Source organism: Geitlerinema sp. CS-897 (assembly GCF_028368005.1).
In the GTDB taxonomy this organism is placed as follows: Bacteria; Cyanobacteriota; Cyanobacteriia; order Cyanobacteriales; family Geitlerinemataceae; genus Baaleninema; species Baaleninema simplex.
The window spans coordinates 1-24,618 of record NZ_JAQNCQ010000090.1 but is presented as its reverse complement, the minus strand read 5'-3'; the positions used below and the strand labels follow the sequence as shown (position 1 = coordinate 24,618).

At 50.6% G+C, this 24,618-nt stretch carries 28 protein-coding genes; 11 read left to right on the top strand and 17 right to left on the bottom strand.

Features of this window, described 5'->3' with window-relative positions; translation table 11 throughout:
- The 3 genes from POG22_RS05085 to rpsN all read left to right on the top strand — a co-directional run.
- The coding region (locus POG22_RS05085; protein WP_498903982.1) for a serine/threonine protein kinase at positions 1-1,313 on the top strand (1,313 nt) is incomplete at its 5' end.
- 37 nt (positions 1,314-1,350) lie between these two features.
- Positions 1,351-1,908, top strand: a complete 558-nt coding sequence (locus tag POG22_RS05080) for a DUF2808 domain-containing protein (protein WP_498903980.1) — start codon at positions 1,351-1,353, stop codon at positions 1,906-1,908.
- A 229-nt stretch (positions 1,909-2,137) separates the two neighbouring features.
- On the top strand, positions 2,138-2,440 hold the full coding sequence (rpsN, locus tag POG22_RS05075) for a 30S ribosomal protein S14 (protein ID WP_017663410.1): 303 nt from the start codon (positions 2,138-2,140) through the stop codon (positions 2,438-2,440).
- Positions 2,441-2,538: 98 nt separating this feature from the next.
- Here the strand turns inward: rpsN and POG22_RS05070 are convergent, their stop codons facing one another.
- Positions 2,539-2,886, bottom strand: coding sequence for a DUF8822 family protein (locus tag POG22_RS05070; RefSeq protein WP_017663411.1), 348 nt, complete (start codon positions 2,884-2,886; stop codon positions 2,539-2,541).
- 165 nt (positions 2,887-3,051) lie between these two features.
- On the opposite strand from POG22_RS05070, the gene aat reads away from it, so the two are divergent.
- Positions 3,052-3,642, top strand: coding sequence for a leucyl/phenylalanyl-tRNA--protein transferase (gene aat, locus POG22_RS05065; RefSeq protein ID WP_017663412.1), 591 nt, complete (start codon positions 3,052-3,054; stop codon positions 3,640-3,642).
- Between the two features lie 25 nt (positions 3,643-3,667).
- On the opposite strand, the gene POG22_RS05060 is transcribed toward aat, so the two are convergent.
- From POG22_RS05060 to POG22_RS05045, 4 genes are all read right to left on the bottom strand, one after another.
- Positions 3,668-3,982 (bottom strand): hypothetical protein, encoded by a 315-nt coding sequence (locus tag POG22_RS05060; RefSeq protein WP_498903977.1) that lies wholly within the window; start codon positions 3,980-3,982, stop codon positions 3,668-3,670.
- Between the two features lie 2 nt (positions 3,983-3,984).
- A complete protein-coding gene (locus tag POG22_RS05055) occupies positions 3,985-4,554 on the bottom strand; it encodes a hypothetical protein (RefSeq protein ID WP_498903975.1) in 570 nt (189 codons plus the stop codon).
- 162 nt (positions 4,555-4,716) lie between these two features.
- Entirely contained in the window at positions 4,717-5,460 is a 744-nt protein-coding gene (locus POG22_RS05050; protein WP_498903974.1) for a radical SAM protein, read from the bottom strand.
- 482 nt (positions 5,461-5,942) lie between these two features.
- Positions 5,943-7,610, bottom strand: coding sequence for an energy transducer TonB (locus POG22_RS05045; RefSeq protein ID WP_498903972.1), 1,668 nt, complete (start codon positions 7,608-7,610; stop codon positions 5,943-5,945).
- Between the two features lie 348 nt (positions 7,611-7,958).
- On the opposite strand from POG22_RS05045, the gene POG22_RS05040 reads away from it, so the two are divergent.
- Together POG22_RS05040 and POG22_RS05035 are read left to right on the top strand one after the other, a co-directional pair.
- The gene (locus POG22_RS05040; RefSeq protein ID WP_498903983.1) at positions 7,959-8,624 is read left to right on the top strand and encodes a MotA/TolQ/ExbB proton channel family protein; all 666 of its coding nucleotides are present in this window, start codon (positions 7,959-7,961) and stop codon (positions 8,622-8,624) included.
- 135 nt (positions 8,625-8,759) lie between these two features.
- On the top strand, positions 8,760-9,158 hold the full coding sequence (locus POG22_RS05035) for an ExbD/TolR family protein (RefSeq protein ID WP_498903971.1): 399 nt from the start codon (positions 8,760-8,762) through the stop codon (positions 9,156-9,158).
- A gap of 159 nt (positions 9,159-9,317) precedes the next feature.
- Here the strand turns inward: POG22_RS05035 and POG22_RS05030 are convergent, their stop codons facing one another.
- The 4 genes from POG22_RS05030 to crtD all read right to left on the bottom strand — a co-directional run bounded on the left by POG22_RS05030 (position 9,318) and on the right by crtD (position 13,736).
- A complete protein-coding gene (locus POG22_RS05030; RefSeq protein ID WP_498903969.1) occupies positions 9,318-9,752 on the bottom strand; it encodes a DUF2267 domain-containing protein in 435 nt (144 codons plus the stop codon).
- Positions 9,753-9,933: 181 nt separating this feature from the next.
- Positions 9,934-10,629 carry a potassium channel family protein gene (locus POG22_RS05025; protein WP_498903968.1) on the bottom strand — a complete coding sequence of 232 codons (696 nt, stop codon included), beginning with the start codon at positions 10,627-10,629 and terminating at the stop codon, positions 9,934-9,936.
- A 227-nt stretch (positions 10,630-10,856) separates the two neighbouring features.
- Positions 10,857-12,191, bottom strand: coding sequence for a TrkH family potassium uptake protein (locus POG22_RS05020; protein WP_498903967.1), 1,335 nt, complete (start codon positions 12,189-12,191; stop codon positions 10,857-10,859).
- Positions 12,192-12,230: 39 nt separating this feature from the next.
- The gene (gene crtD / locus POG22_RS05015) at positions 12,231-13,736 is read right to left on the bottom strand and encodes a C-3',4' desaturase CrtD (protein ID WP_498903965.1); all 1,506 of its coding nucleotides are present in this window, start codon (positions 13,734-13,736) and stop codon (positions 12,231-12,233) included.
- Between the two features lie 151 nt (positions 13,737-13,887).
- Between crtD and POG22_RS05010 the strand changes: the two genes are divergently transcribed.
- From POG22_RS05010 to POG22_RS04990, 5 genes are all read left to right on the top strand, one after another.
- A complete protein-coding gene (locus tag POG22_RS05010) occupies positions 13,888-15,177 on the top strand; it encodes a M16 family metallopeptidase (RefSeq protein ID WP_498903963.1) in 1,290 nt (429 codons plus the stop codon).
- Between the two features lie 191 nt (positions 15,178-15,368).
- Entirely contained in the window at positions 15,369-15,956 is a 588-nt protein-coding gene (locus POG22_RS05005) for a Uma2 family endonuclease (protein ID WP_498903961.1), read from the top strand.
- 316 nt (positions 15,957-16,272) lie between these two features.
- Complete coding sequence (locus tag POG22_RS05000; protein ID WP_498903960.1) at positions 16,273-16,860, top strand: Uma2 family endonuclease; 588 nt, start codon at positions 16,273-16,275, stop codon at positions 16,858-16,860.
- A 252-nt stretch (positions 16,861-17,112) separates the two neighbouring features.
- Entirely contained in the window at positions 17,113-17,289 is a 177-nt protein-coding gene (locus POG22_RS04995) for an element excision factor XisI family protein (protein ID WP_498903958.1), read from the top strand.
- A gap of 115 nt (positions 17,290-17,404) precedes the next feature.
- Complete coding sequence (locus tag POG22_RS04990) at positions 17,405-17,596, top strand: element excision factor XisI family protein (protein ID WP_498903957.1); 192 nt, start codon at positions 17,405-17,407, stop codon at positions 17,594-17,596.
- Between the two features lie 56 nt (positions 17,597-17,652).
- Here POG22_RS04990 and POG22_RS04985 read toward each other — a convergent pair whose 3' ends face one another.
- The 8 genes from POG22_RS04985 to POG22_RS04950 form a co-directional block, all read right to left on the bottom strand.
- Positions 17,653-18,024, bottom strand: coding sequence for a clan AA aspartic protease (locus tag POG22_RS04985; RefSeq protein ID WP_428011576.1), 372 nt, complete (start codon positions 18,022-18,024; stop codon positions 17,653-17,655).
- A gap of 20 nt (positions 18,025-18,044) precedes the next feature.
- On the bottom strand, positions 18,045-18,296 hold the full coding sequence (locus POG22_RS04980) for a hypothetical protein (RefSeq protein WP_017661598.1): 252 nt from the start codon (positions 18,294-18,296) through the stop codon (positions 18,045-18,047).
- Between the two features lie 58 nt (positions 18,297-18,354).
- Complete coding sequence (locus POG22_RS04975) at positions 18,355-20,580, bottom strand: monovalent cation:proton antiporter family protein (protein WP_498903956.1); 2,226 nt, start codon at positions 20,578-20,580, stop codon at positions 18,355-18,357.
- A gap of 363 nt (positions 20,581-20,943) precedes the next feature.
- Entirely contained in the window at positions 20,944-21,555 is a 612-nt protein-coding gene (locus tag POG22_RS04970) for a hypothetical protein (protein WP_498903954.1), read from the bottom strand.
- Positions 21,556-21,635: 80 nt separating this feature from the next.
- On the bottom strand, positions 21,636-22,277 hold the full coding sequence (locus POG22_RS04965; RefSeq protein WP_498903953.1) for an HAS-barrel domain-containing protein: 642 nt from the start codon (positions 22,275-22,277) through the stop codon (positions 21,636-21,638).
- A gap of 7 nt (positions 22,278-22,284) precedes the next feature.
- Positions 22,285-22,614, bottom strand: a complete 330-nt coding sequence (locus tag POG22_RS04960) for a DUF565 domain-containing protein (RefSeq protein WP_498903951.1) — start codon at positions 22,612-22,614, stop codon at positions 22,285-22,287.
- A 159-nt stretch (positions 22,615-22,773) separates the two neighbouring features.
- Entirely contained in the window at positions 22,774-23,724 is a 951-nt protein-coding gene (locus tag POG22_RS04955) for a sodium:calcium antiporter (protein WP_498903949.1), read from the bottom strand.
- A gap of 35 nt (positions 23,725-23,759) precedes the next feature.
- On the bottom strand, positions 23,760-24,618 hold an 859-nt coding region (locus POG22_RS04950), incomplete at its 5' end, for a hypothetical protein (protein ID WP_498903947.1).

Genomic DNA, 24,618 nt, shown 5'->3' with positions numbered 1-24,618 from the left:
GCGGAACCAGCGTCACCTACGAAGCCGAAGACCTCACCAACTATCGACTCGTGGCGATAAAAGTCCTCTCGCTGCGTCAGATGGGGGATTGGAAAGTCCTCGAACTCTTTGAGCGAGAAAGTCGCATTCTCCAACAACTCAGCCATCCCGCAATTCCCAAATATCTCGATTATTTCGATCTCGACAGCCAGAGCGATCGCCGTTTTTATTTAGTGCAAGAACTCGTTTCGGGGCGATCGCTTTATGAGTTGGGACAAAAAGGCTGGAAACCCACCGAATCTAGCGTCAAAGCGATCGCCGAACAAGTTCTCGAGATTCTCGATTACCTCCACCGTCGCGTTCCTCCCGTCATTCACCGCGATATCAAACCTCAAAACCTCATTCGCCAACCGGACGGACGTATTTTTCTGGTGGATTTTGGAGCAGTACAAGATGTCTATCGTTACACTGTCAGTAAAGGGGCGACGTTCGTGGGAACCTTGGGATATATGCCCCCGGAACAGTTTCGCAGCGAAACCCATTGTGCTTCGGATTTGTATGCTTTGGGGGCGACGCTGGTGTACCTCCTCACTGGGAAATCCCCAGATGAGTTACCGCAAAAACGTCTCAAAATTGACTTTCGGTCGGCGACAAACTTATCACCGCAGTTCACCGATTGGTTGGATAGCTTACTCGAACCGGCGATCGAAGATCGCTGTCAATCGGCTGCAATTGCTTTAGCAAACTTGCGATCGCCCCGAGCCATTAAACAAACGAATCGGGGACTAATTCCCAACAGCGATCGCATCGTCGTTTGTCGCCGCCGAGACAGTCTTACCGTCGAAATCTTCGCCCGTCCTTGGAAACTCACCTCGATCGCCCTAGCCACCGTCACTGCCATTTCCGGTTTCGGCATGTCGTTGCTCTCGCTCTTTTTCTTGATTCTCGTCATCGTCGCTTCAATCTCGGATGGCATCGGTCCGGGGTTGGCGCTCCTCATCATACTGAGTGGCTTGTTGTTGCCATTGTGGTCGTTCTTCTGGGTCATATTTCAAAAGACCCACGCCTTGCGCGGAAACCACGTCCGCTTAGATATCGATTCCCGGCGGTTTGACTTATCCGTATCGGGATTTCTCAATTCGCGCAAATATCAAGGGACAACTGCAAATCTAATCCGCGTGACCGGATCTTGGAAATATCCCGACCTTCAAGACGAACGAGGACGCCTTACCCAGTTTTCCCTGGTGACAGGCGATCGCGTCTATCGCTTCGATGCCATTTTGACCCGTCGCGAAATGCAATGGCTCGAACGGGAACTGTTTGATTTCGTTTGATTTGGCTAAAAACTCGTGTTTGGGAGACTCTCGAAACATGATACGTTCCATTGTCCGGGGATTGGGAGTCGTCGCGATCGCTGCTGTCGCCTCCCCCGTCGTCCAAGCCGTCCAAGTCGCTGACGGAACGGTTTATTTCGATCGCCCTCCGTCTCTCGTCGGAGCTAGTACCACCTTCGATCGCGTTCGCAGTTGGAACGCCACCTATTTCTTCACCCTCGACCTACCCGAAGACGCTGGAGAACCGCTTCAACAAGTGGCGATCGCCCAACACGAACGACCCGCACCGTACATGAGATACCGCCTCGAGGATACCTATAGCTTTGAAGGAAGGCGGCGCGATCGGGGCGATCCCCTTTCTCTCGGAAACGTCACCCACGACGAAGACACCCAAACCGTTACCGTCACCTTCGATCCCCCAGTCGAACCCGGAATCACCGTCACCGTCGCCTTACGTCCGGTTCGCAATCCCTCCTTTTCCGGCGTGTACCTGTTTGGCGTCACCGCCTATCCCGCTGGCGACAAAGCCTACGGTCAATTTCTCGGCTTTGGACGTCTGCACTTTTACAGCAGCGATTTCGGCTGGTGGTGGTAATTCAGGGAAGAGTGCAGAGGGAAGAGTGGTAGGGTGTGTGACGCGGCCGGAAAATGTTGCCCGTTGTTAGATCGATGTCGCATTACCGCGTCACGCACCGACCCAAACCGAGAAGGTCGTGACCGAGGCTCGATCGAAAAAAAAACAACGTTCCCCCTTTTCACTGACTGGGGCGATCGCATATAATAGTAGTTTGGTATCTTGCAAGCGAGAATAGGCAAATTCGCTCATGGCTAAAAGAAGTGCGATCGAGCGCCACAAAAAGCGCAAAAAATTAGTTGAAAAATACGCAGACAAACGAGCCGAACTGAAAGAACAGTTCCGCACGGCGACCAACCAAGCGGCAAAAATGGAAATCCACCGCAAGTTGCAACGCCTCCCCCGCGACAGCTCCAGAACGCGGGTTCACAACCGCTGCTGGGCGACGGGTCGTCCCAGAGGTTACTATCGTGATTTCGGGTTGTGTCGGAACCAGTTACGGGAAATGGCGCACGAAGGCTTACTTCCCGGCGTCGTGAAATCGAGCTGGTAGATTCACCGTGAAGAGTGGAGAGATCTCCCCCTCTCCCTCTCTCCCTCTCTCCCTCTCTCCCTCTCTCCCCCTCTCCCCCTCTCCCCCTCCTTCTCTTCTCAACCTTGTCCGCAGCAGCGTTCGATTCCCAAACTATCGAGGAGGAGATCGCTCACTGCGTTCGCTACGGCGAACTCACCGTAAAAGCTTTCTGAAAAATCAAACGATTGCATCTCTGTCACGATCGCCAAAACGAGAGATCCCACATCGTTTTCTCCCTCCATGCGCTGTCTGACGAAGACGTTCGCGGCGCGATCGGCGATATCTTCGTTAACGGGTTCGGGAAGAAATTCCTCGTTGAGCCATTGATGCAAGGCGTGTTTGAGCCATTCACCTTCCTGTTTGGGATTTTGAGCTGGAGGTAGGGTGACAGGTGGAATCGGTTGGGGTGCGTTAGAGTCAGACACGAGTGCTAATCCTTAATATACTTGGGTTGGTTAAGGGTGTGTTTAATGAGTTTGCATCCGTCGGCGACGCTCTCAGTCGGTAGACGGACAAGTTGCAGACATTGTATCTCGTTTTTTCTGGCTCTCTGAAGACACCCGACCGTCCCCCCGACCCGTTCGAGTGCTATGGACTTCGACATTTCTTCGATTATCTCTGGATACGCACAGGGATATTTTTTAATGGCTAACGACAGTCACAGTGGCACGTTATCAGATCTCGGATGGTACAGCAGTCGCGAACGTGCGTTAGTTCCCCTCGACGATCGCTTTCGCCACCCTAAGTCGTTACGTCGCGTTCTCAATCAAAATCGCTTTCGCGTGGCGGTCGATCGCGATTTTCCTGCTGTTGTGGAAGGTTGCGCCGATCGCGAGACGACCTGGATTTCTCCGCAACTCAAGCAAATTTACCTGGCTCTCAACAAAGCGGGATGGGCTCACAGTTTCGAGACTTGGGAAGGCGATCGCCTCGCAGGTGGTATTTTAGGGATTACCATCGGGGGCGCGTTTATTGGCGAGTCGATGTTTTATCGCATTCCTGAAGGCTCGAAAGTGGCGATGGTGAAACTCGTCGAACGGCTCAAAGAACGAAAGTTTGTGGTGTTCGACGCGCAACTCAACAATCCTCATTTAGCCCGTTTTGGAGCTTACACGGTTAGCGAGCAGGAATACCAGCGTTTGTTACAAAAAGCGTTGCGGCGCAAGTGTAGTTTGCTGTAGCCAGTGCAACTTTTTTTATGTGGGATTACGTGCGATCGTAAGGATGTCCTTCATGCTCGTTCCCTTCTGTATCTACCCACCATCCATCGTTATACCAAGTTGCACAAGGCATATGTTCGATAGGTTGTAAGAGTGGAGTGTCGGAAAAACGAAGGCGATCGAACCAAGTCCAACTAATCGCATCTTGTAAAGCTTCAGGAAGATCGTCAAGATGCAGTGGAGTTTTTGGTTCTGTTATTTTTTTATATGGAAGTGGGATCGGACTATCTTGAACATATACAAATAGTCCAAAAATATGAAAATTGTTATCAGGAATTAACATATAGTTAATTGTTTGCATTCCTATGATTTCACTTGAAGTGCAAGATTTTTTAAAGTAGTAGCATTCCGCTCAACAATCTCTCGATCTAAAGCAAATACATTTCGATCGATTTTATCAAAATGAATAGCTGGCTCGTCTACAGCTCCAGAATACACGATCTCTAAAAAATTTCGATTCGTTTCTTTTGAATTGAGTTCAAATATACAATAATCCACTTCACAGTCAAGTTCTTCAAACAGTAGAAAATTGATGATATCTTCGCGATCTTTATTTTCTTTTCGAGAAAATAATTTAAATTTTGCTTTTATAATATTTTCAGAATTCTCGATCGTTTCTACAATTGTAGAAATCTCAAAGATGTCAGCGATGACCTCCTGTGAAGTTTTTAGATTAAAATAGCTTAAAGATGTATGACGTTTCCACTCTGATAGAAACTCTCGAATGCCATCAATTCGAGTCTGTTGTATTGTTTTATGATGGGTTATAGGAACAGCTCCCCCTTCTCCTGAGTCAAAGCAACCAATATGTCCGTCTGCATCCACTGCAAACCAGGTTGTATCCATGCTGTGCGCGGCTGGAAAATCTTTCATTCTCTTCATCCTTTTCGCCAAATTTAAATTTCGATCGCTCTTTATATTCAAAAATTACACATTTATACCATTTATAGGGTGGGCATTGCCCACCGATCTCTACATTTAGTGTGGTTGACGTTGCCGTGCATAAGTCCTAATATTTATACTTTTTATCTCTTTTTATCCACAAAAGACAAGCGGCAAATTTTCAAGTGCTGTTTCGAGTCCGCGAGCCGTGAGTGAGGGTAAAGGACGACGTGCAGTTGTATAAGAACACCAACCCACTTTTTTATCCCAAGAAATCGCACAAAAACGGGAACTGCGATGACAACTCATCAAACAAGTCATCGATTGAAACGGTTGAGTTTCTGCAACTCGCGCGACTTCTTTCGGACTCGGAGTGTCGGCTTTCCGCATGGGTAAATAAATAATCCGATCGCTCCCAATTCCCACATCTCTGAGTTTACGAGCCGCTTGTATCGCCGCTGTTATATTAGATTTAGCCACGAGTAAGTTGACGCCGCTGCGAATCCCCAACGCTTCCAACTGTTTGACTCGATCGATCGCGCGATCGACCTCTGTAGACTTTTCGGGAAAGTGAATCGAGAGGTGAACTTTATCGGGACGAACCGCGACCAAATCTTCTAAAGTGCGATCGCGCAACAGTAACCCGTTACTGGTTATCGATCGAAAAATCGAACCTCGCAACCTCTCTAAAACCTCAAACAAACTGGGATATTCGAGGGGTTCTCCACCTCCGAAGGACACCGCTTGCGTTCCCGATCGCGCACAGTCGGCGACAAACGAGACGAGTTCGTCGGGTGTCCACCTCGTTTCACCCTCTCCATGACTGCTGTTGTAGCAAAAATGACAGTGCTTGCTACATCGGTTCGTCACTTCGATCGACAGTCGCTCGACAGACATGGTTCAAGTTGAGAAACGTTTGGAGATTAGCGAAATGTGAGGGATTCTGGCGATCGCACTCCATCGCTCTGCAATATGGTAACGCGTTTGAATTACGGTTGTCACACGCCAGCCTCGATCGCTTGCTCTCCAAATACGAACGAATCCCCATGAAGACAGGCGATCGGCGTTAGTGGTGCAGAAAACTTAGCTTCCTCGGCGAGAAGCCCCGTGCTGCAGATGAAGGTCAGCGGCGGCCGGGATAGCCGAGCGGCAAGGTATAATCGAGAGGGTCAACGACCCGCCCGACCATATCGAACAGACAGGCTAACTTCAAAGTAGAGCTTGGACTCTTGCCGCAGATAGATCGGCAGCTCGGGGAAGCTGTTTCCTTCAACGTTCACGGTACCCGTAAGTCCGTGCCTGAGACAAGCGACAAAGATCGACCTGTGGAAGACGGGTTGCTGCCAGGGTAACGTGATGCGTTACGGGAGTCAGGGCTGTCACTTTTTGACCGGAACTTTGCTGTCCGATGGCGGTGGCGTGTATGTCTCTACAGGTGGCGGGGCTGGGGTATACGTTTCCACGGGAACTGGGGGCGGTGTGTATTCTTCAACTGGCGGTTTGGGTGCGTACTCTTCTACAGGTGGCGTGGATTCTTCCACGGGGGGTTCTACCGGAGGAGGCATTTCTTCAACGTCCGATGCTGGGGTTTCGTCCATCGGCGTCGGTGTGGATTCGGGAATCGGTTCTGACTCCGTTTCTGTTTCGGGGATCGCTGACTCTGGTGTCGGCGTGGGTTTGGGCGCAACGTCCGACTCGGTTTCGGCCGTCTCTTCAACGGGAGTTGGCGTTGAAGTTGGAGACGTTTTATCGTCGATCGCTCCGTCTTCAGATGATGGATTAGACGCAGGTGTCTCGTTGGCTGTCTCGTTTGGCGTTGAAGATGGAATTTCCACCGATCGCCGTTCGCCCCGTTCCCGAGCGTTTCGCGCCCGTTCTGAGCCTTCGATCGCCATTTCCACTTCAACGACTACATCGTTCGCCCCACCCTCGAGGGATTGGAACCGCCAGCGATCGCGCACGTCGTCGAGAACCGCGCGATCGAGATCGGCGTTTCCACTCGATCCTACCAATCGCACGTTGACGATATTTCCGCGATCGTCTACGTCTACGCTGACGCTGACAGTTCCCTCTGCACCTTCGTTTAAGGCACTGCGGGGATATTCTGGACGGGGACAGTTGCGACAGGCGACGGTACGACTTCCACTTCCGTTACCAGTTCCCTCGCCGTCACCGTTTCCCTCGCCGTTTCCGTTACCGGTTCCCTCTCCTTCGCCGTTTCCGTCACCCTCTCCGGTATCTGGGGTTCGCTCGTTTCTCGTTTCTCCACCATCTCCGTTAGGTTGTGCGGACTCGTCGCCGTTGGTTTCTCCGTCACTGGGATTTCCGAACCAATCTGACGTCACGTCCCACTGTCCAAAACCCTCGCTGTTTTCGGTGTCTGGGGTTTCTGTCTCGTCCTCTGTTGCATCGCGATCGCCGGTATCTGGGGTTTCGGTATCTGGGGTTTCAGTTTCGGGAGTTTCCGGTTCCGGTTTCTCGGCAGTCACCTCTCGATCGTCGGGTTCGATGGGTTCTTTTTCCGGTTCTGTCGGTTCGGGTTCTTCCGTCCACTCGTCTTTTGGCGTCATCTCCGAGACTTTGGGTTCCGGTTTCTCCGGTTCCGGTTCTGGCGGTTGCGATTTACGATCGATCTTCGGTTTGGGAACCTCCGCTACAATGGGTTCTTCGATCGCAGCGATGGCATTGGGTGGCGGGTTCGATGGCGAGGCCATCGCCGGTTCGGAAGGCGATCGCGCTCCACTCGATCCTCCCGAAGACCCGCTCTCGCTAGCAGTTTCAGCCAGTTCGGTATCTTCCGGTTGCGGCGGTTTGGGAGCTTCTACAAAAAGCTGAATCGGCATAGTTTCAAGCGATTCGTCGAGGGGCGTTTGCGAAAACTCCAGAGGCGTCGCCCACCAATCCCCCAACTGCAACAGCATCAGAATCCCGTGAAGTACTGTCGAGCCGATAAATCCCCGCAGCAGGAATTGCTTCACGTTGCGAGCGTTGCGTTCTCGGTGTTGGGTTGCGATCTGTGAGTAGCCGATACCGGATACGGATGCCATGAGTCGAGTTCTCGTAAGAGGTCTGGGGAAAGACGCGATGGTGCTACCGCTGCCGCGAGCGAATCCCTCTCGATTTATTGAAAGTTGTTCCCGATAATTGCAGAGCTTACGATAGCCGATCGTACTTGTCAACTGCAAGTTAATCCTGAATATCAAACGATCGTTTTTTTGAAATCTTTATCTGAAAGGCTTTTCAGGAACATATCCTCAAAAATTCATCTAAAAAACTTGACAATAGTTTTCGTTAAGCCTAGAGTCTGTTGAGAATCATTATTGAAAAATGAGTGCGACAGTTGCGGCTGCCTCGGCGATCGCGACCTCGTTCTCGCGGGTTTGTGGTGTTGTCCCATGTTGGTGTTTGAACTTTTGCAATCGGGCGGACTGGTCATGATTCCGCTCCTGATTTTTTCGATCGTGGCGATCGCGCTGATTGCCGAACGAGTCGTGTTTTGGTCTCGCGTCAACCGCCGCCAAAGCCGGGTCATTCGGGAGGCGCTAAACCGTTACAGCGACGATCCCTACACGGCGGCGCATCGGTTGCGGCAAAACGCCGATTTACCAATGGCGCGAATTTTCCTCGAAGCCGTCGAACTGCAGAACCCCTCACCGGAGGCGGTGCGTCTAGCGCTCGAAAGCTCGACTCAGCAAGAACTTCCCTTACTGCGGCGGTTTAACACGGCGTTCGATATCATTATTGGCGCGTCGCCTCTGTTGGGATTGTTGGGGACGATTTTAGGCTTAATTCGATCGTTCGCGTCGTTGCAACTCGGCGATATCGGAAGCGGTAGCGCCATGATGGTGACAGGTGGCATTAGCGAAGCGTTGATTTCCACCGCAGCAGGGTTGATCGTCGCCATCTTCACTCTGATTTTCGCCAACATCTTTCGTGGTTTCTACAAGCGACAGTTAGCCGCCATCCAAGCCTGTGGCAGCTATCTGGAACTCCTCTGTCTCAACCGCCTCGAATCAGGTTCTGAGGGGCGATCGAACGTAGCTGTCAGTACGTCGCAGTAGTGTTTGGAGCCAGGGAGAGGGGAAGAGGGGGAGAAACTGTTATCTGTTCACTGTCTTCACTGGCAACTGGTGACTGGTGACTGAAACCCTGTCCCCGTTCCCCGTTCCCGAAAAACCCAACTATCAACCCAAATTATGCGTATTTTTGAAAACGACGATCCTCCAGCTCAGGTCAATATCGTTCCGGCGATCGATATGATTTTCGCCATTTTGACCTATTTCATTATGGCGAGCTTGTTTCTTACTCGTGCTGAAGGCTTGCCCGTGAATTTGCCACAGGCGCAAAATGCCGAATCGCAAACGAACCGCCAATCGATTATCGCGATCGACGCCGACGGAAATTTAGCGTTCGATCGCGAAACCGTTACCTTGGAAGAACTGCCCGATCGCGTTTCAGCTAAGGTCAACGGCGGATCTCTCATCGTGGCGATCGCCGCCGACGAAGCGGTCGATTACGGCCGTGTTGTCGCCGTCATGGACAGTCTGCGAGGCATCGAAGGCGTCCGATTGGGGATTTCCACGAAACAACAGTGAAGAGCTGAGGCTGTTGAAAGTCACCAGTCAGGTGATGAGGTGAAGTTTTTCCTCGTCCTCTTATCCCCTCTGGACTGACAAAAACCCCGATATCGCCAAAAATACCGGGGTCGCTTTGCTTGTTGTGAGATCCAGTTTTAGAGGGGTCTATGCAGAGTTTTAAGCAGATTTCCACATTTGTTTGACTTCGCCGGGCATTGCTTCGGTAATTACGGCGATGCTGCTGTCAGACAAACGAGCTTTCAGAGCGGCGAAAACTGCGTTGACCACCGTTGTAACGTCTTGGTCTTTGGGCAGTCCGCCTTCTTGGGCAACTCGGAATAGGAAAGTTTCGCCGTCGTACTCCAGAGGGCGACGAACGCGACTCAGCCAGGAGGTGATGGGGTTCGTGTCTTTCCACAATTCCACCATTTCCGCGTCGGCGTTTTGCGAACTGTTCAAATCTTCAGCAATCTGCTTGGCGGCGTCTGTCGTCATAAGGTCGCGCATGGAGCGAAACACGACTTCGGCTAGGTCTCTAGCGTCGTAAACGTCTCCGAGTTGGGCGCGATCGCTCACGGCTTGAGAGAATGGAGCGGGCGTTGCGGCGGTCATAAGCGAACCTCCTAGGGTTTGGCTGCGGGAACGTGTGTTTCGGTTTCAGCGTAACACACTGTAAAAAAATGTTGCAAAGACTTGACAAAAAATGTCTTTGCTTTCAATTTGTTGTCCTCATTGTGTCATCGCGTCACCGCAGCTGTCATCTACCCCAAGAGATATTGCTTTCGAGATACAGCTAGAGAGGGAGGCGATCGAGATCCCGGTTCGAGCCGAGAACCACCATAACTAAGCCGTTTTTCAGTTGAGCGCTCGGTGCGGGATTAATGTGCAGATTGCTCGGTTCTCCAACGGCTAAAACGCTGATACCGTAAGACTTCCGTAAATCTAATTCCGCGAGGGTTTTGCCCTCGAACTTCTCGGGAACGGCAATTTCGACAATGCTGTGGTCGGGATCGAGTTCGAACTGATCGAGAATGCGGGGACGCGTGAGCGATCGCGCCAGTTCGCATCCCATTTCTCGTTCGGGAAACACGACGCGATCGGCCCCGACTTTCTTCAACAGCTTCACGTGAACTTCCGAGGAAGCCTTGGCGACGATATGCTGGACGCCGCCTTCTTTGAGGTTCAACGTCGTAATGATGCTTTCGGCGAGATAGTTTCCGATCGCGACGATGACAATATCGAACTCGAACAGTCCCGCTTCTTTCAACGCCGAGGGTTCGGTGGTATCCAAACAGACCACGTGATCGGCGATGCGATCGGTTAACGCCTGGTTGACTAATTTTTCGTCGCGATCGACTGCCAACACTTCGTACCGCAAACTATGCAGCGTCGCACATACCGCGCGTCCGAACCGTCCCAACCCCACCACCGCAAACTGTTCGTTTTCCGGTTGCCAGTTTTTCAAAAAATTGAACGATGATAAATTCACGCTAAACATCCTCAATCAATCCTAGAATCCAATTAAAGCAAATTTTGAGGATACAAGACTCACTCGTAACCGTAAACCTTTAGGGAATAGGGAACGGGGAATATCGATCGTTATTTTTAGATCCCCAGCATCTTGGAGATGCCGGGGATCTGGCAACGGTACTAATTCCCTAATATAAAAACACTTGTTTCTTTGATTCCGTCCAAACTCTTTTTATTTTCTTAAATTCATCCAACTAACAAATCTTCGTCGGGATAATCGATCGAACTCGGTTTCGGATCGCCGAGAATCGCCGCCATCAGAATTAAAATTCCCACCCGTCCGATATACATAATTGCTGTAATGACGAGCTTTCCAAACATCGAAAGTTTTGCCGTAACCCCCATCGACAGCCCCACCGTGGCAAACGCAGACACCACCTCAAATACCAATTGTACGAACTCTAAATCGCGCTCTGAAAAGGCTAACACCATCGTCGCTAACACCACGGTCGCGATCGAACCAACAACAACTGCGATCGCCTTCAGAATTAATTCTACTGGTACTTTACGCTGATAGAGAACCACGTCCTCTCGCCCTTGTAACACCGATTCCGTACAGTTAGCGAGGATGCGAAACGTCGTCGTTTTAATCCCACCTCCGGTACTTCCGGGACTCGCACCGACGAACATCAACGCGATCGTCAAAAACAATCCCGCCGTCGTCATTTGACCGATATCAATGCTATTAAATCCCGCCGTTCGCGTTGTTACAGACTGAAACCAAGCCGCCATCACTTTATCGCCAAACGCAAGACCTTGAAATGTCTGTGAATTATAAAGCTCGGTCGCAAAAAAAACAAGCATTCCAGTAATCAATAAAAATAAAGTCGTGCTGGCGACAGTTTTAGCATGAAGCGAAAAATGAAATCGTTTGGGATTGCTAGAAAACAAATTTTTTGCCCAGAAAAAGCATTCCATAATTGTTTGGTAACCGATCCCCCCGAGGATAATTAAAGCAGCGATCGCGAAATTAATCCAGGGAGACGAAACATAACCCATCAAGCTATCAGAAAACAAACTGAATCCAGCATTGTTAAACGCACTGATGCTGTGAAAAACAGACTGCCAAATCGCACCTCGAAATCCAAAATCGGGTACGAACGTTACTAACAAACAAAACACGCCTGTCAGTTCGATAACCACCGTCATCGCGACCACCGATTGAATCAGTTGGGACACGCTCGACAACCCCGCAGAATCGAGAGATTCTTGCAGGGCAACTTTGTAGCGAACGCGGAATTTTCGCCCGAGCAACAACAATAAAAAGGTGGTGGCGGTCATGTATCCCAAGCCTCCCACCTGAATCAACAGCAAAATGACCAACTGCCCCCAAACGGAGTAATAGCTTCCCGTATCGACGACAATTAAACCCGTAACACAGGTGGCAGAGGTGGCGGTAAACAACGCCGTCACGAAGTCGTTCCACGTGCCGTCAGCGACCGAAATCGGAAGCATCAATAACAGCGTTCCGACGGCAATCACCCCGAGAAATCCCAGGCAAATGGTTCGCGCAACAGTCATATAAAAGGTTCGGTCGAGTAAATGGTGTATCTCAATATCCTACAGGTGTCCTTGTAGTGCTTCTATCTGTCGAACGACAGTTAATGCAGAATAACTGACGCCTGCGGTGCCTTCGCCGGGATGGGTGCTGTCTCCGACGAGCCAGAGATGGCGGACGGGGGTACGGTTGGCAAAGCCAAACGGTCCGAAGGTGGAAATTCGCTGTCCGATTCCGCCGACGACTCCTGCTTCGCGTCCGGTGAAGTGATGGAAGGTGCGCGGTGTGGCCGCTTCGACGTGAATCAGGGTATCGGGAGAGAGGTGAAAGTACTCTCCGAGACGCGCGATCGCTTGGTTCGTATATTTTTGTTTGAGAGCCTCGTAATCGTTGCAATTCCACCACTTTCGCGTGTCGGTAAAGGAGGAGGCGATAATAGTGGCGCGTCCGTCTGGGGCGCGTCCGTCTCCGGGACGACTGACGGAGACGAAGAGGGAGTTGTTTTCGGCGATGGGGCCGTTGGCGTCGTAGAAAAATTGCAAGTGTGGCGGACAGTTGAGAGGAATGGCGTCGGCGTTGACGCCCAGGTAGACGACGAAAGCACCGGAAGCGGGGGGAAGTTTTTCGACGCGATGGCGGTATCCTTCCATCGAGGGGGGACGATCGAGGAGTTTGACGAGGTTCGCGACGGTGACGTTTCCGATGACGATATCGGCGGGTTCGTCGCGAACTGCTCCAGTTTTGGCGTTGCGGACGCGCACTCCGGTTACGCGGTTGTGTTGGGTGGCGATCGCTTCGACGGTATGGCGCATTTCTAAGGAACCGCCGTAACGTTGCAGGGCTTCGACGAGGCGATCGCTCAACGCCTGCATACTCGGTTTGAGGTGATACAGTCCTTGCGGGGTTTGGGAGACGCCGAGAGCGGTGGCGGCGTAGAGTAACGCCGTTTCTTCAGCTTCGACTTGGGAATACAGTTTGAGTTGCAGGTCGAGAAAGGTTCGCAAGCGCGTATCGTCGTCGAGTCCGAACCAGCGTAAGGCATCTCCGACTGTCGAGAAGGTAAAAGGAAGCGTCAGGAGGGTCGCAGGACGAACCGCCCCGACGAGTTGGATTAAATCCCACAGGTTGCGCGGCGGAAGGACGGGATCGCGGGATTGAAACGCCCAACTCCAGCGAAACAGGTTTTCCATGAGTCGCCAGAAGGGTTCGCTACCGGGAAACTGTCGCTGTCGTTCTTCGCGCCAGCGATCGCGATCGCGCCAAACGTTGACGGGTTCGGTTTCACCGGGAAGGTACACCGCACACGCGGGATCGCAGGGGGTCGCTTCAGGAAGATCGATGTCCAGTTCTTGGAAAATGCGGTGGTGGATTCCGCCGGGTTCGAGTCCCGCCACTTGGGTCGCTCCCACGTCGAAGGTGAAGCCGCGACGCTTGAAGGTGGAGGCGCAACCGCCCGGAACGATCGCCAGGTCGAAGACGGAGACGGTATAGCCTCGTTTGGCCAGTAGGGCGGCCGCGGTCAGCCCGCCGATACCTGCCCCAATGACGACGACGCGAGAATTTGTCATCGATTTTTAAGGAATTCTTATTTAATTTACATTTCTTAACAGTTATTGTAACCTAGGATAGTAGCAGAGGTTTAACTCGATCGATCTCGACTGTATTGAGATCGATGAAATTGCAAAAATTTTTCCCTTCAGTACCCAACCCCAATCGCGCATGACTTCTACCCTCCTCAGTCGTCCGTCTACCGCAGCCCTCAACGCTCCAACGATTCGCTCGTTTCCGGGGGGTTTGACAGTCATCGCAGAACAAGTTCCCGTTGAAGCCGTCAACCTGAGTCTGTGGTTGAACGTGGGGGCGGCTGTCGAACCCGACCCGATCGCGGGAACGGCGCACTTCCTCGAACACATGATTTTCAAAGGAAGCGATCGCCTGCAAATGGGTGAGTTCGAGCGTCGCATCGAGGCGAGGGGAGCCGTGACGAACGCCGCTACCAGTCACGATTACACTCACTTTTACATCACCAGTGCGCCCCAGGATTTCGCCCATCTCGCACCGCTACAGATGGACGTGGTGATGAATCCCCAAATTGCTAACGACGCGTTCGATCGCGAGCGTCACGTGGTACTCGAAGAAATTCGTCGCGCCGAAGACAATCCCCGTCGCCGTCTGTTCCAGCAAACCATCTCTCTCGCGTTTGAAGAACTCCCCTATCGTCGCCCCGTGTTGGGGTCGGAGGCGGTTATCGAATCCCTCACCGCCGAACAAATGCGCGAGTTTCACAACACCTGGTATCATCCGCGATCGATGACGGCGGTAGCAGTGGGAAACCTCCCCGTCGATCGACTCATCGACACCGTCGCCGAGGGGTTCTTTCAAATTTCGTCTCACGACGGATCTGGCTTGGGAACCTTCGACAACGTTCCTCCAGAACCCGCGTTTGCAGAAGTGACGCGACGGGAATACGTCGATCCGAGTTTGCAACAGGCGCGATTGTGTCTCCTGTGGCGCGTTCCGGGGTTGAACCAACTCGACGAAACGCACGCCCTCGACATTTTGGGAACGATTTTAGGTCAAGGACGCACGGCGCGTCTGATTCGGGATTTACGGGAAGAACGGGGGTTAGTGACGCGCATCGGTGCGGGAAACCTCAGTTATCGGATGCAAGGGGTGTTCCAGATTTCGGCGCAGCTTCCCACGGAGAATCTCGAGGAAGTCGAAGCGGCGATCGTGCGTCACATCGAAGATTTACACGCCAAACCGGTGTTGGACTCCGAAATCGATCGCATTCGTACGCAAGTCGCGAACCGCTTTGTGTTTGGGAACGAACGTCCGAGCGATCGCGCGAATTTATACGGCTATTTCCAAGCGTTAATTGGCGATCTCGAACCGGCGATCGTCTATCCCGAAACCGTTCGCCGTTTAACGCCCAAAGATTTACAACAGGCCGCCCAACGCTACCTTTCCCCCAAAGCTTACGGCGTCGTTATCGCCCGTCCTGAATAGTTTCTAAAATCGTTTAAATTCCACAATTTCCCCAACTTTTCCCGAGTTTAATCCATAAGATCCCCGGCATCTTGGAGATGCTGGGGATCTGAAGTTTAGCGAGAAGTTCGAGATTTTTTGTCTGTGTTAAAATTTCAGATAAACCGACCGATGTTTAATGTCAGTTCGGTTGGCGCGTTGGAGCGACATTTATGGTTCTCGACACGGCAGTTCAAAAAACTTCTTTAGAAGAGTATTTCAATCTTGAAGAATCTTCGGATATCAAACATGAATATCAGGATGGAGAGTTGATTGAAATGACGGGAGGGACGACCAATCACAACGAAATTATAGGAAATCTTTATATCGCCCTCAAACTGGCGTTAGTTGGAAAACCCTATCGCGTTTTCTTTACCGAGGTTCGCCTGTGGATTCCGCAACACAACCTCTTCACTTATCCCGATGTAATGGTGGTTTCTGGAGATGTGGAATACTACGAAAACTGCAAAGATACGATTTTAAATCCGTCGTTAATTGTGGAAGTGTTGTCGAAATCCACGAAGGCTTACGATAAGACGGATAAGTTTGATTTTTATAGATCGCTCCCCAGCTTTCAGGAATATCTGGTTATCGACCAATATCGCTGTTCTGTGGAGCAGTATGTTAAAAGAGACGAAGGCAAATGGTCGATTACGTATTACGAATCGAAAGATGATGCGTTGAAATTAGGTTCAGTGGATGTAGAATTGGCGTTGCGAGATATTTACGCGAACGTTAAGTTTGAAAAGTCCAAGTCGTAGGTTGAGTTTAGGAACGAAACACAACGCCCCAGAAAGTCCTTAAACACTCTAAACTACAGTAAAAAAGTGGCATCTCACAAATGTAAATTTATTAGAAACGAGCTTTTGTACTCGAGTGAGTAGTTGAAATCGTATAAATCCCACAGTTTTCTCAACTTTTTCCGATTTTAAACTTTAATTAAGATCGCCGGTTTCTTAGAGATGTCGGGGATCTTAACTTTAGCGACAAATTCAGAAATTTTTCGTCTATGTTAAAATTTCAAGTAAACCGACCGATGTTTAATGTTGGTTGGGGTGACACCTTGGAGCAACGTTTATGGCTCTCGATACGACAGTTCAAAAAACTTTTCTAGAAGACTATTTCAATCTTGAAGAATCTTCAGAAATTAAACATGAATATCGGGATGGAAAGTTAATTGAAATGACTGGGGGAACGACGAATCACAATGCGATCGTTGTGGCACTGGTTTCCTATTTATTTTTTGGCTTACAAGGTAAAAACGCACAAGTTTTTTCCGGTGACGTTCGCCTGTGGATTCCGCAACACAACCTCTTCACTTATCCCGATATAATGGTGGTTTCTGAGGATGTAGAATACTATGAAAATCGCCAAGATACGATTTTAAATCCGTCGTTAATTGTGGAAGTGTTGTCGAAATCCACGAAGGCTTACGATAAGACGGATAAGTTTGATTTTTATAGATCGCTCCCCAGCTTTCTGGAATATCTGGTTATCGACCAATATCGCTGTTCGGTGGAGCAGTATGTTAAAAGAGACGAAGGAAAATGGTCGATTACGTATTACGAATTAGAAGAAGATAGTTTAAATTTAGGAGCGTTCGACATAACACTAAGATTACAAAATATTTACACAAATGTCAATTTTGAAAGCCTTGAAAGTTAAAAATCAAAACCGTCGGTTTATTTGAAGAACGAAGCCCAAAGCGATCTCGGCTGTTTTTTATTGCGTTCAAACCAACCTACCTTCTCACTGGGTTTAACCCCCGAACAAATTGCTGAGGTTCTCGATTTATCTTTAGATGACGTGAGATGACGTTCGGGAAGCGATCGAATGAAATTTAGAGTTTAATTGAAGTAAAAACGGTGAGAATGCTGCGTTCCATTTCTCCACCCAACCTACGATCGCAACTGCAAAATGGATAGACTAAAACAGTATCGAGAGTTTATCAAAGAAATTTTACGCGAGTACGATCGCATCGTTTTGCAATCTCCCGAACCCGGTGTTGATAGTGTTTTATCCTTTGACGAAGAACACGATACCTATATTTGGCTACAAACGGGTCTCCTGAGATTACGGTGTAATTTGTTATGAATAATACAAAATCGAACCGGGGCGCATTGCCATGACGCCCCTACAGCAAGGGTTTTGACCCTGTATAAAATCCGCTTATCACCTCAAACTCCGAAGACTCCTACAAACCGGCTGGGTGGGAGACGAACGAGTTCGAGGGATTGCAATTTGCGTTCGCCTCAAAAATCAGAAAATTTGGATTGAAGAGGACAACACTGAAACGGGAATTGCCAACGATCTCCTTGAAAAAGGAGTTCCGAAAAGCGACATTGTTTTAGCCTTTCACTCCCCGAAAACCCGTAAATTGACCGGGTTGGCGTCCGCTTAACCGTACCCGTTCCAACGGACAAATCGCCCTCAACCCCGCATCGCTAATTCTGCTTCCTAACTGAGCGATTCAATCCTAACCGTCCCTCCCTCAACAACATCAATTTGAACATTACAGCCATAGAGTAAGCTCATTCCGACTAATGGATCGCTTTCTGAGGCCGCCACGTCTACAATTTTGCTTTGTCCGTTCCAAATGACGGTAGCGAGGTACATATCGAAGATGACATCACTGCCATCAGCTAATGTCCCGTAGTCTCGAAAACTCCAAGGTAAATTAATCGCTCTTATTGTCGATAGCGGCAAGGATAAAAAACCTGTAAAACCTGTATCGATAACAGCATCCACCATTTGCTTTGGAGAATCCAAACCACCAACAGCAATTCGCACGATCGCTTCGCGATTTTCATTAACGAACCCTAACATCATTGGGGCTTCTGAAGTTGATTTCAACCAAAACGATAAACAGTACGATGTCCGATGCGAACCACCCAAGGCTGAGCGTTCGGATATCGTCGGTAAAGTCGATCGATCGCCGTGACCGTCGTATCCGCCAGTTCAAACGCCCCCGTCTCGATATCGATCGCGACAATTTTTCCGCGATTTCCCGCTTCCACTTGCGATCGCACTCGCATCTCGTAGAGTTGTTCGCCACGTCGCGCAAATTCTTCTTTGCTATATCGGGGTTCTCGAACCGTCATCGCCTCGTCCTCAATTCCCGGTCTTTTCTAGCGTACAAATCCAAGGGACAAATCGCACTCAACCCTGCATCGCCAATTCCGCCACGTACTCCGCCCGTTCGGGATCGCCACTCAACAAACAACAATCTCCCGATTCCAGTTCGATATCGTCGTCAATACTGTATAACTTCCCGTGGCGACGAACCGCTTTCACCTGAGTTTGATAGTCGTTGTAAATTTCGTTCGGCGTCATTCCCACCAACGGCGACGTGTCCGTCAGCGTAACCCAATGGTTGTAACCACCATCGATCGATCGCCGCCCTTCTAGCACCTCGTAAAACGCCAGCACTTCCTCCGGTTTCCCCACCACCAACAAACGATCGCCCGTTCGTAGCGTCGTCTGTCCCTTCGGATAGTAAAACATATCGTCTCCCTGCTCGATCGCCATCACCGTAACCCCAGTCAAATTCCGTAAATCCGCCGCAGCTAACGTCATCCAATGCAGCGGCGACGCCTCGGGAATCGTCACCCATTCACTGTGAAGCTGTTCGGTAGCCGTATCGATATCCCGTTCGCTGACAGGGCGCACGTCCGATCGAATACTCTGATAGCGATCGGTGCGAATTTTGCGAATCGAAAGCTGAATCGAGGACATATTTTCTCCCAATGTGGTTAACATATGTCCTCCCATTTCCAACGCCGCCTCGAACTCCGGTTGAACCACTTCTTTGGCTCCCAACTGGGATAACAAATCGATTTCTTGGTTGCTGTGACAACGCACCACAATGTCGAGTTCCGGGGCGAATTCCAAGGCACGTTTGAGGAGCAAGCGGGTACTGGCGGGATCGGGTAGGGCGATCGCGAGAGCTTTGGCTTTTTCTAAATGAGCTTTTTCGAGGATGAATCCCGACTCGGCGTCTCCGAAAATATAGGAAATTTTCTGCGATCGCAACTTCACGATCGCCGCTTCGCTATTCTCAATCACTAACACCTGATAGCCCCGTTCTCGCAGGATTTTCACCAACACCTGCCCCACTCGTCCGTATCCCGCCACCACCACGTGATCCCGAATGGTTTCCGGGGTAAAAAACTGTCGGTCCGATCCAAACCGTTGCAAAAATAAAGAAAATAGCGGGATTTTCGCCAGGCGATCGGCAATTCGAGGCGACCACCGCATCCCGATCGGCGTTAACACCAACGTAATCGCCGTGGTTCCCAACAACAACAAATACTGTTCGGCGTTGAGAAGTCCGAATTCTTTCCCTTCCAACGCCAACACAAAGGAAAATTCCCCGATTTGGTTGAGTCCGAAGGCGGCGATAACAGCAGTTTTAAACGAATAGCGAAACCGCAGGACGATCGGTAACACGATCGCTGCTTTTCCCACCATCACCAACAGAACTAACGCTAAAATACTGCCGAGATTGTCCCACAGCACCGCCGGATCGACCAGCATTCCGATCGAGGCAAAAAACAAACTGGCAAAGGTATCCCGCAGGGGCAACACTTTCGACAACGCGCGATCGGCGTAATCGAGTTCTGCCAACATCAACCCCGCCACGAACGCCCCCATCTCGATGGAGAGTCCCAACGCCGCCGTCGTCAACGCCACCCCCAAACAAAGGGCGATCGCCGTCAACAAAAACAGTTCGCTACTTTCCGTCGCCGCCACGTAGCGAATCAAGTGGGGAACCAACCACCGCCCCACCGCAAACGCTGCCGTAAAAAACAATACTGCTTTCAGCACCGCCGCCAACAGTGCCGAAACGAGGTTTTCCGGGGCGTCGAGGGCGGGTAAGAGGGCTAACATCAACCCCAAGACCAGATCCTGTACGATTAAAATCGCCAACATCACTTGACCGTGAAGGGTACTGGTTTCACCGCGTTCGGTCAGCGTTTTGAGGACGACGGCGGTAGACGACAGGGATAAAATCTCCCCCAAAAACACCCCTTGCGTAATATGTCCGGCCCAACCGAAGGCCAGAGAAATCAACGCCCCCAACGTCACCGTCAAGCCAATTTGCATTAAACTTCCTTGCAGGGCGATTTCCTTCACCCGCTTGAGTTCGGCTAGAGAAAATTCGACGCCCAACGCAAACAGCAAAAACGCCACGCCGATTTCTGCCAGGGCGTTAATTTGGGCTGTGTCGCTGACGAGTTGCAAACCAAACGGTCCGACGATGAGTCCACTAGCGAGATAACCGAGGAGAACCGGTTGACGTAGGCGATTGGCGATGTAACCACCGAAAGCAGACGCCCCGAGAACAGTGGTGAGTTCGAGTATGAAATGGTGTTCGCTTGCCATCAGTGGTTTAAAGTTCGAGTCTCCAGAACCCGGTTCCTGACGAGTTTTTCCGATAGTCTTCCCAAATTGTCACGGATTTCTAAAAAAAAATCCACGCCAACCCCCCTATCCCCTCAAACCCGATCGCTGCACTTACGGTTTCGCTGCTGACGGTAAAAATCCCCTTTTCCAAACCTGAAAAAGGGGAAAGACTCTTAAAGACAGCAAAGTTCGCGCACGACAGAAACTGGAACCGAACGGATCGCGCTCCGCACGGTTGCCATTGTGCCGCAAACTGACCGCTCGAGATGCTATCTACGCTACGATTGGGTCTCAATTCCCCCAATTTGCTCGAAACCAGAGTGTTTTGAGGACAATTCCGAGTCAACCGATGGGACGATGTCCCGATCGCACGCCGTGAACGTATTCGCTTCCCGAGACGAGCGAACCGCGTCGGTAGGCGGCTTCGTGAGGTTGTCCCCATCCGAGTTGTAAGACGACTTCGAGAAAGGTGTCGTTTTGCCATTTCCAGAGGTTCGCCCATTCTGTGCGGCGATCGATGAGGCGAACGTCGTCTGAAGAAATGCGTTGGTACTCTTTACCTTGGTTGACGCTGAGGTATAAATCCATCGACGCCGTCGCCCGTTCCCAAAAAGCCATCATCTCGGGTTTGGCGCGATGCAACGTTCTCAAATCGCGATCGAGGGCGATGAGGCGATCGTGAACTTGCGGGTAGTCGAGCGTATCGCCGTGGAGGGTTAGGGTTCGCCAGACAACCCCCGAAACGTCATGTTCTTGCTGGTAGCGATGCACGGCCGATTTAAAATCCTGATACGCTGAAAACCGCTGCATCGCTTCGGGATTCAGCCAGCGATCGACCGCCGTATTCCCGATGTACGGCGTTGCCGACAAATTCAGCCGTTGCCCCCGAAGACAAGCTTGGTGTTCCGAGGCGAGAATCTCGATCAGTTCCTCGGTCGTGTAAACCTTCGCCATAACACCGTCGTTCGATCGTCCCTGTCTTAGTGTTGCACATTCTTTTGCAGGCGGGGACGCAGACCCGAAGAAGTGGTTTTTTACGGGTGAATTTGACTGAGGATCGATCGCAGGCGATCGTAATCGTCTTTCAAAATCCAACTGAGAGTCCGTCCGGCTCGTACTAACCAATCGCGATCGGCTTTTCGAGTTCGGTAGACTTGACGAACCGCCGCCGCTGCCAACGATTCCACGGGAACGCTCGCAACCTGAAGCAGCGTTCGCAAAAATTCCAAGTCCTCTGTAAAACGAATCACCTCGTCGTCCGAACAATAAGACACCGCTTGATGAATTTGAGGGGGACGAGGTGGTAAATATTGATAAACTCGACGTTCTTCGGGGGACGTAAACCCGACGATCGCCGCCCGAAACTCCGTTTTCAGCATGGCGAAAATTTGGGGTTGCTGTTCCCGCAACTCTTCGAGAGATAGCCCCAACGCCTGCGCTCGGTGAACGGAATCGATCGGCATAGTCGTGGCGTGGTATACCACCGCATACACCGTATTTCCCGACTCTTCGTCTTGTGCTTTGACCCAACTTCCAAACGGGGGCATCGTCGGAAACTTCAGGGAATCGGAATCCAAACACTGAGCGAGAAATTCCGTCGTAGACGTTTCGATCACTTCGGAAAAGCGATCGCCATCGCCACCGCGACGGCCAAACTGAGGGAGGGGTAAACGCATCGATTCCTTACGAGCCGAGTTTAAAGGCTTCTACGAACAAACTGTACACCAAACCAATTTTCGTCGCACTGAGGGTATCGACCAACGTTGAGGGAGTCGATCGCCGACGGGCGTACACCAACCAGTTAATCGCTTCAGTTCCCAGTAATAACAGTAACGATACCGTGATATCGAGCAACGCCCGTTGTCCGGCGATCGTCGAAACAGCCGTTCCGAGGAAAAATCCGAACAACCAACCGATCGTCAGAACCGAAATGCGTCGCCAAGGATTGCTCAACCACTGTCGCAACCGTTCGAGAGCGGCATCGAACAAACCGTTCAATCGCGTGTTTTGCACGAGTTCTTTTCCCCTCCTGTCGTATCGAAGGTCTAGCAGCATATTGTAGAGTGGGCATTGCTGCCCACCGACCTCTACATTTAGGGTCGTTAGCGCTGAATTGCGTAAGTCCTAGACATTTTAACCCGTTCCCACTCGAGATGTTCGATCGGCACGAGTTTAAACCAAATTAAAAATTTGGGCGATAAACCAAGCGTAAAAAATCAAGAATAAATATCCTTCCCAGCGCGTAATCTGTTTGTCTTGGACGACAAAAAACATCAAAATCGTCCCGAACACCATTTCTAGCAATCCCTCTCGGAGCGTGCGTTCTGGAATGACGAGAACACCGAACAGCCTCGGAATGCTCATGACGATCAACGCATTAAAAATATTCGAGCCGATTACGTTTCCCACGGCCATTTCACCGTTTCCTTTACGAACGCAAACGATGCTGACGATCAGTTCTGGTAACGAAGTGCCGATCGCCAACACGCTGACCGCAATAATTTCTTTGCCAACTTTGAGAAGATCTGAAAGTTTGACGATCGACATGATGGTATATTCTGCGCCAAAATAAATCGCCGCGATACTTAAAAGTAATATTATAAAAGCTCTAATTGGAAACGCCCCGGCTTCTATAACTTCACCTGTTGTTTCATCGAAATTTCCCAGCTCTGAATGCTGCATGGTATACATTAAATAAACAACGTATGCCAACATACACAGTAGAGCTTCTCCGATGGAAAACTGTCCAGTAATTAACATCAGAGACAGCAAAAAAGCCGATCCCACAAAAAGAGGAAGATCGACACTTGCAATTTCGTATTCTAGTTGTATTTTTTTTGCAATAATAGCTGAAATACCTACAATCAAAAAGATATTTGCAACGTTAGAGCCGACGACATTTCCGAATACAATTTCCGACGATCCCTGAACGACAGCCACGATCGAGGACATGAGTTCCGGTAAAGACGTGCCGATCGAAACAATAGCAACACCGACAACAAACGGAGGAAATTTTAAAAATATACCGACTTTCTCGGCAGAATCTGTAAAAAAGTCAGAAGCTTTAACGAGTACAAATAAGCTGACCGCAAAAATGCTCAGCCAAGATATTATTTCTAGCATTAGGACAGAAAACAGTTCTTTAAAATACTATAACGTCAAAAGTCGTGCGATCGCCAAACAAACGATCCGAACGACTCGTCATCCGTCCCCAAGAGCAAGCCGCCGCTTTCGCCACTCGTCAATGCGATCGCTTCGACCTTGTGGTATCCCGTACTCATCAAAGGAACGGGCGAAGTAGCTCGAAACTCAATGTTGTCCCCCTCGACATCGAAAACACCGATCGCATAAACAGCCGAGGCAAACGGTCCGTCGTTGCCCTCGTCCGACGCCGCCACACTATAGACAACTCCCGCCTCATCGAGCTTTAAATCTGAAATATGACGAACCGAGCCAGTCGGATAGGGAACGCGAACGTCGCGAACGGCCACCGTGCCGAACTGGTACGTTTGCGGGTCGAACGTCGCCCAGTACAATCGGGCGGGATCTTCTCCGTCACCGCGATGAGCCCACACCGCCACCAACGTCCCTTCGAGGGTTTGCAGGGCAAAAGCTTCGACGTTACTGCCCTCGGGTAGCTCCGGCAGAGAAAAACGGTTCGACACCGACACCCGACCGGTTTCGACCTCAATACTCAAAGGATAGATCGTGCCGTCACTTTCGACTGCTGCGAAACGAGTCGTTCCCGGCATCCCAGACAACGCCTCCAAATCTACCGGAAGCGGGATGTCAGACGGCCACGCGAGCGGTCGGTACACCGGCCAGTCGTTTTCGGACAGCGACACGATCGCCAAGCGTCCTTCGCCTTCCCGTTTGTTATCGTGAACGACGAGAAAGTCGAGGGGGGTTTCCGTTTGAGCGATCGCCGCCATTCCGCTAATCCCGTATTGAATCGACCCGCGAACTGGTTGCCACGACTGCGAAAACGCCGGAACTGCCGAAAAGAGTGTCGGGGCG

Excerpts from the sequence above, each read along its gene's own strand:
- POG22_RS05080 (WP_498903980.1), top strand. The coding sequence starts at position 1,351 with ATGATACGTTCCATTGTCCGGGGATTGGGAGTCGTCGCGATCGCTGCT.
- rpsN (WP_017663410.1), top strand. The coding sequence starts at position 2,138 with ATGGCTAAAAGAAGTGCGATCGAGCGCCACAAAAAGCGCAAAAAATTA.
- aat (WP_017663412.1), top strand. The coding sequence starts at position 3,052 with ATGGACTTCGACATTTCTTCGATTATCTCTGGATACGCACAGGGATAT.
- POG22_RS05060 (WP_498903977.1), bottom strand. The coding sequence starts at position 3,982 with ATGCAAACAATTAACTATATGTTAATTCCTGATAACAATTTTCATATT.
- POG22_RS05055 (WP_498903975.1), bottom strand. The coding sequence starts at position 4,554 with ATGAAAGATTTTCCAGCCGCGCACAGCATGGATACAACCTGGTTTGCA.
- POG22_RS05050 (WP_498903974.1), bottom strand. The coding sequence starts at position 5,460 with ATGTCTGTCGAGCGACTGTCGATCGAAGTGACGAACCGATGTAGCAAG.
- POG22_RS05045 (WP_498903972.1), bottom strand. The coding sequence starts at position 7,610 with ATGGCATCCGTATCCGGTATCGGCTACTCACAGATCGCAACCCAACAC.
- POG22_RS05040 (WP_498903983.1), top strand. The coding sequence starts at position 7,959 with ATGTTGGTGTTTGAACTTTTGCAATCGGGCGGACTGGTCATGATTCCG.
- POG22_RS05035 (WP_498903971.1), top strand. The coding sequence starts at position 8,760 with ATGCGTATTTTTGAAAACGACGATCCTCCAGCTCAGGTCAATATCGTT.
- POG22_RS05030 (WP_498903969.1), bottom strand. The coding sequence starts at position 9,752 with ATGACCGCCGCAACGCCCGCTCCATTCTCTCAAGCCGTGAGCGATCGC.
- POG22_RS05020 (WP_498903967.1), bottom strand. The coding sequence starts at position 12,191 with ATGACTGTTGCGCGAACCATTTGCCTGGGATTTCTCGGGGTGATTGCC.
- crtD (WP_498903965.1), bottom strand. The coding sequence starts at position 13,736 with ATGACAAATTCTCGCGTCGTCGTCATTGGGGCAGGTATCGGCGGGCTG.
- POG22_RS05010 (WP_498903963.1), top strand. The coding sequence starts at position 13,888 with ATGACTTCTACCCTCCTCAGTCGTCCGTCTACCGCAGCCCTCAACGCT.
- POG22_RS05005 (WP_498903961.1), top strand. The coding sequence starts at position 15,369 with ATGGTTCTCGACACGGCAGTTCAAAAAACTTCTTTAGAAGAGTATTTC.
- POG22_RS05000 (WP_498903960.1), top strand. The coding sequence starts at position 16,273 with ATGGCTCTCGATACGACAGTTCAAAAAACTTTTCTAGAAGACTATTTC.
- POG22_RS04995 (WP_498903958.1), top strand. The coding sequence starts at position 17,113 with ATGGATAGACTAAAACAGTATCGAGAGTTTATCAAAGAAATTTTACGC.
- POG22_RS04985 (WP_428011576.1), bottom strand. The coding sequence starts at position 18,024 with ATGATGTTAGGGTTCGTTAATGAAAATCGCGAAGCGATCGTGCGAATT.
- POG22_RS04980 (WP_017661598.1), bottom strand. The coding sequence starts at position 18,296 with ATGACGGTTCGAGAACCCCGATATAGCAAAGAAGAATTTGCGCGACGT.
- POG22_RS04975 (WP_498903956.1), bottom strand. The coding sequence starts at position 20,580 with ATGGCAAGCGAACACCATTTCATACTCGAACTCACCACTGTTCTCGGG.
- POG22_RS04970 (WP_498903954.1), bottom strand. The coding sequence starts at position 21,555 with ATGGCGAAGGTTTACACGACCGAGGAACTGATCGAGATTCTCGCCTCG.
- POG22_RS04965 (WP_498903953.1), bottom strand. The coding sequence starts at position 22,277 with ATGCGTTTACCCCTCCCTCAGTTTGGCCGTCGCGGTGGCGATGGCGAT.
- POG22_RS04955 (WP_498903949.1), bottom strand. The coding sequence starts at position 23,724 with ATGCTAGAAATAATATCTTGGCTGAGCATTTTTGCGGTCAGCTTATTT.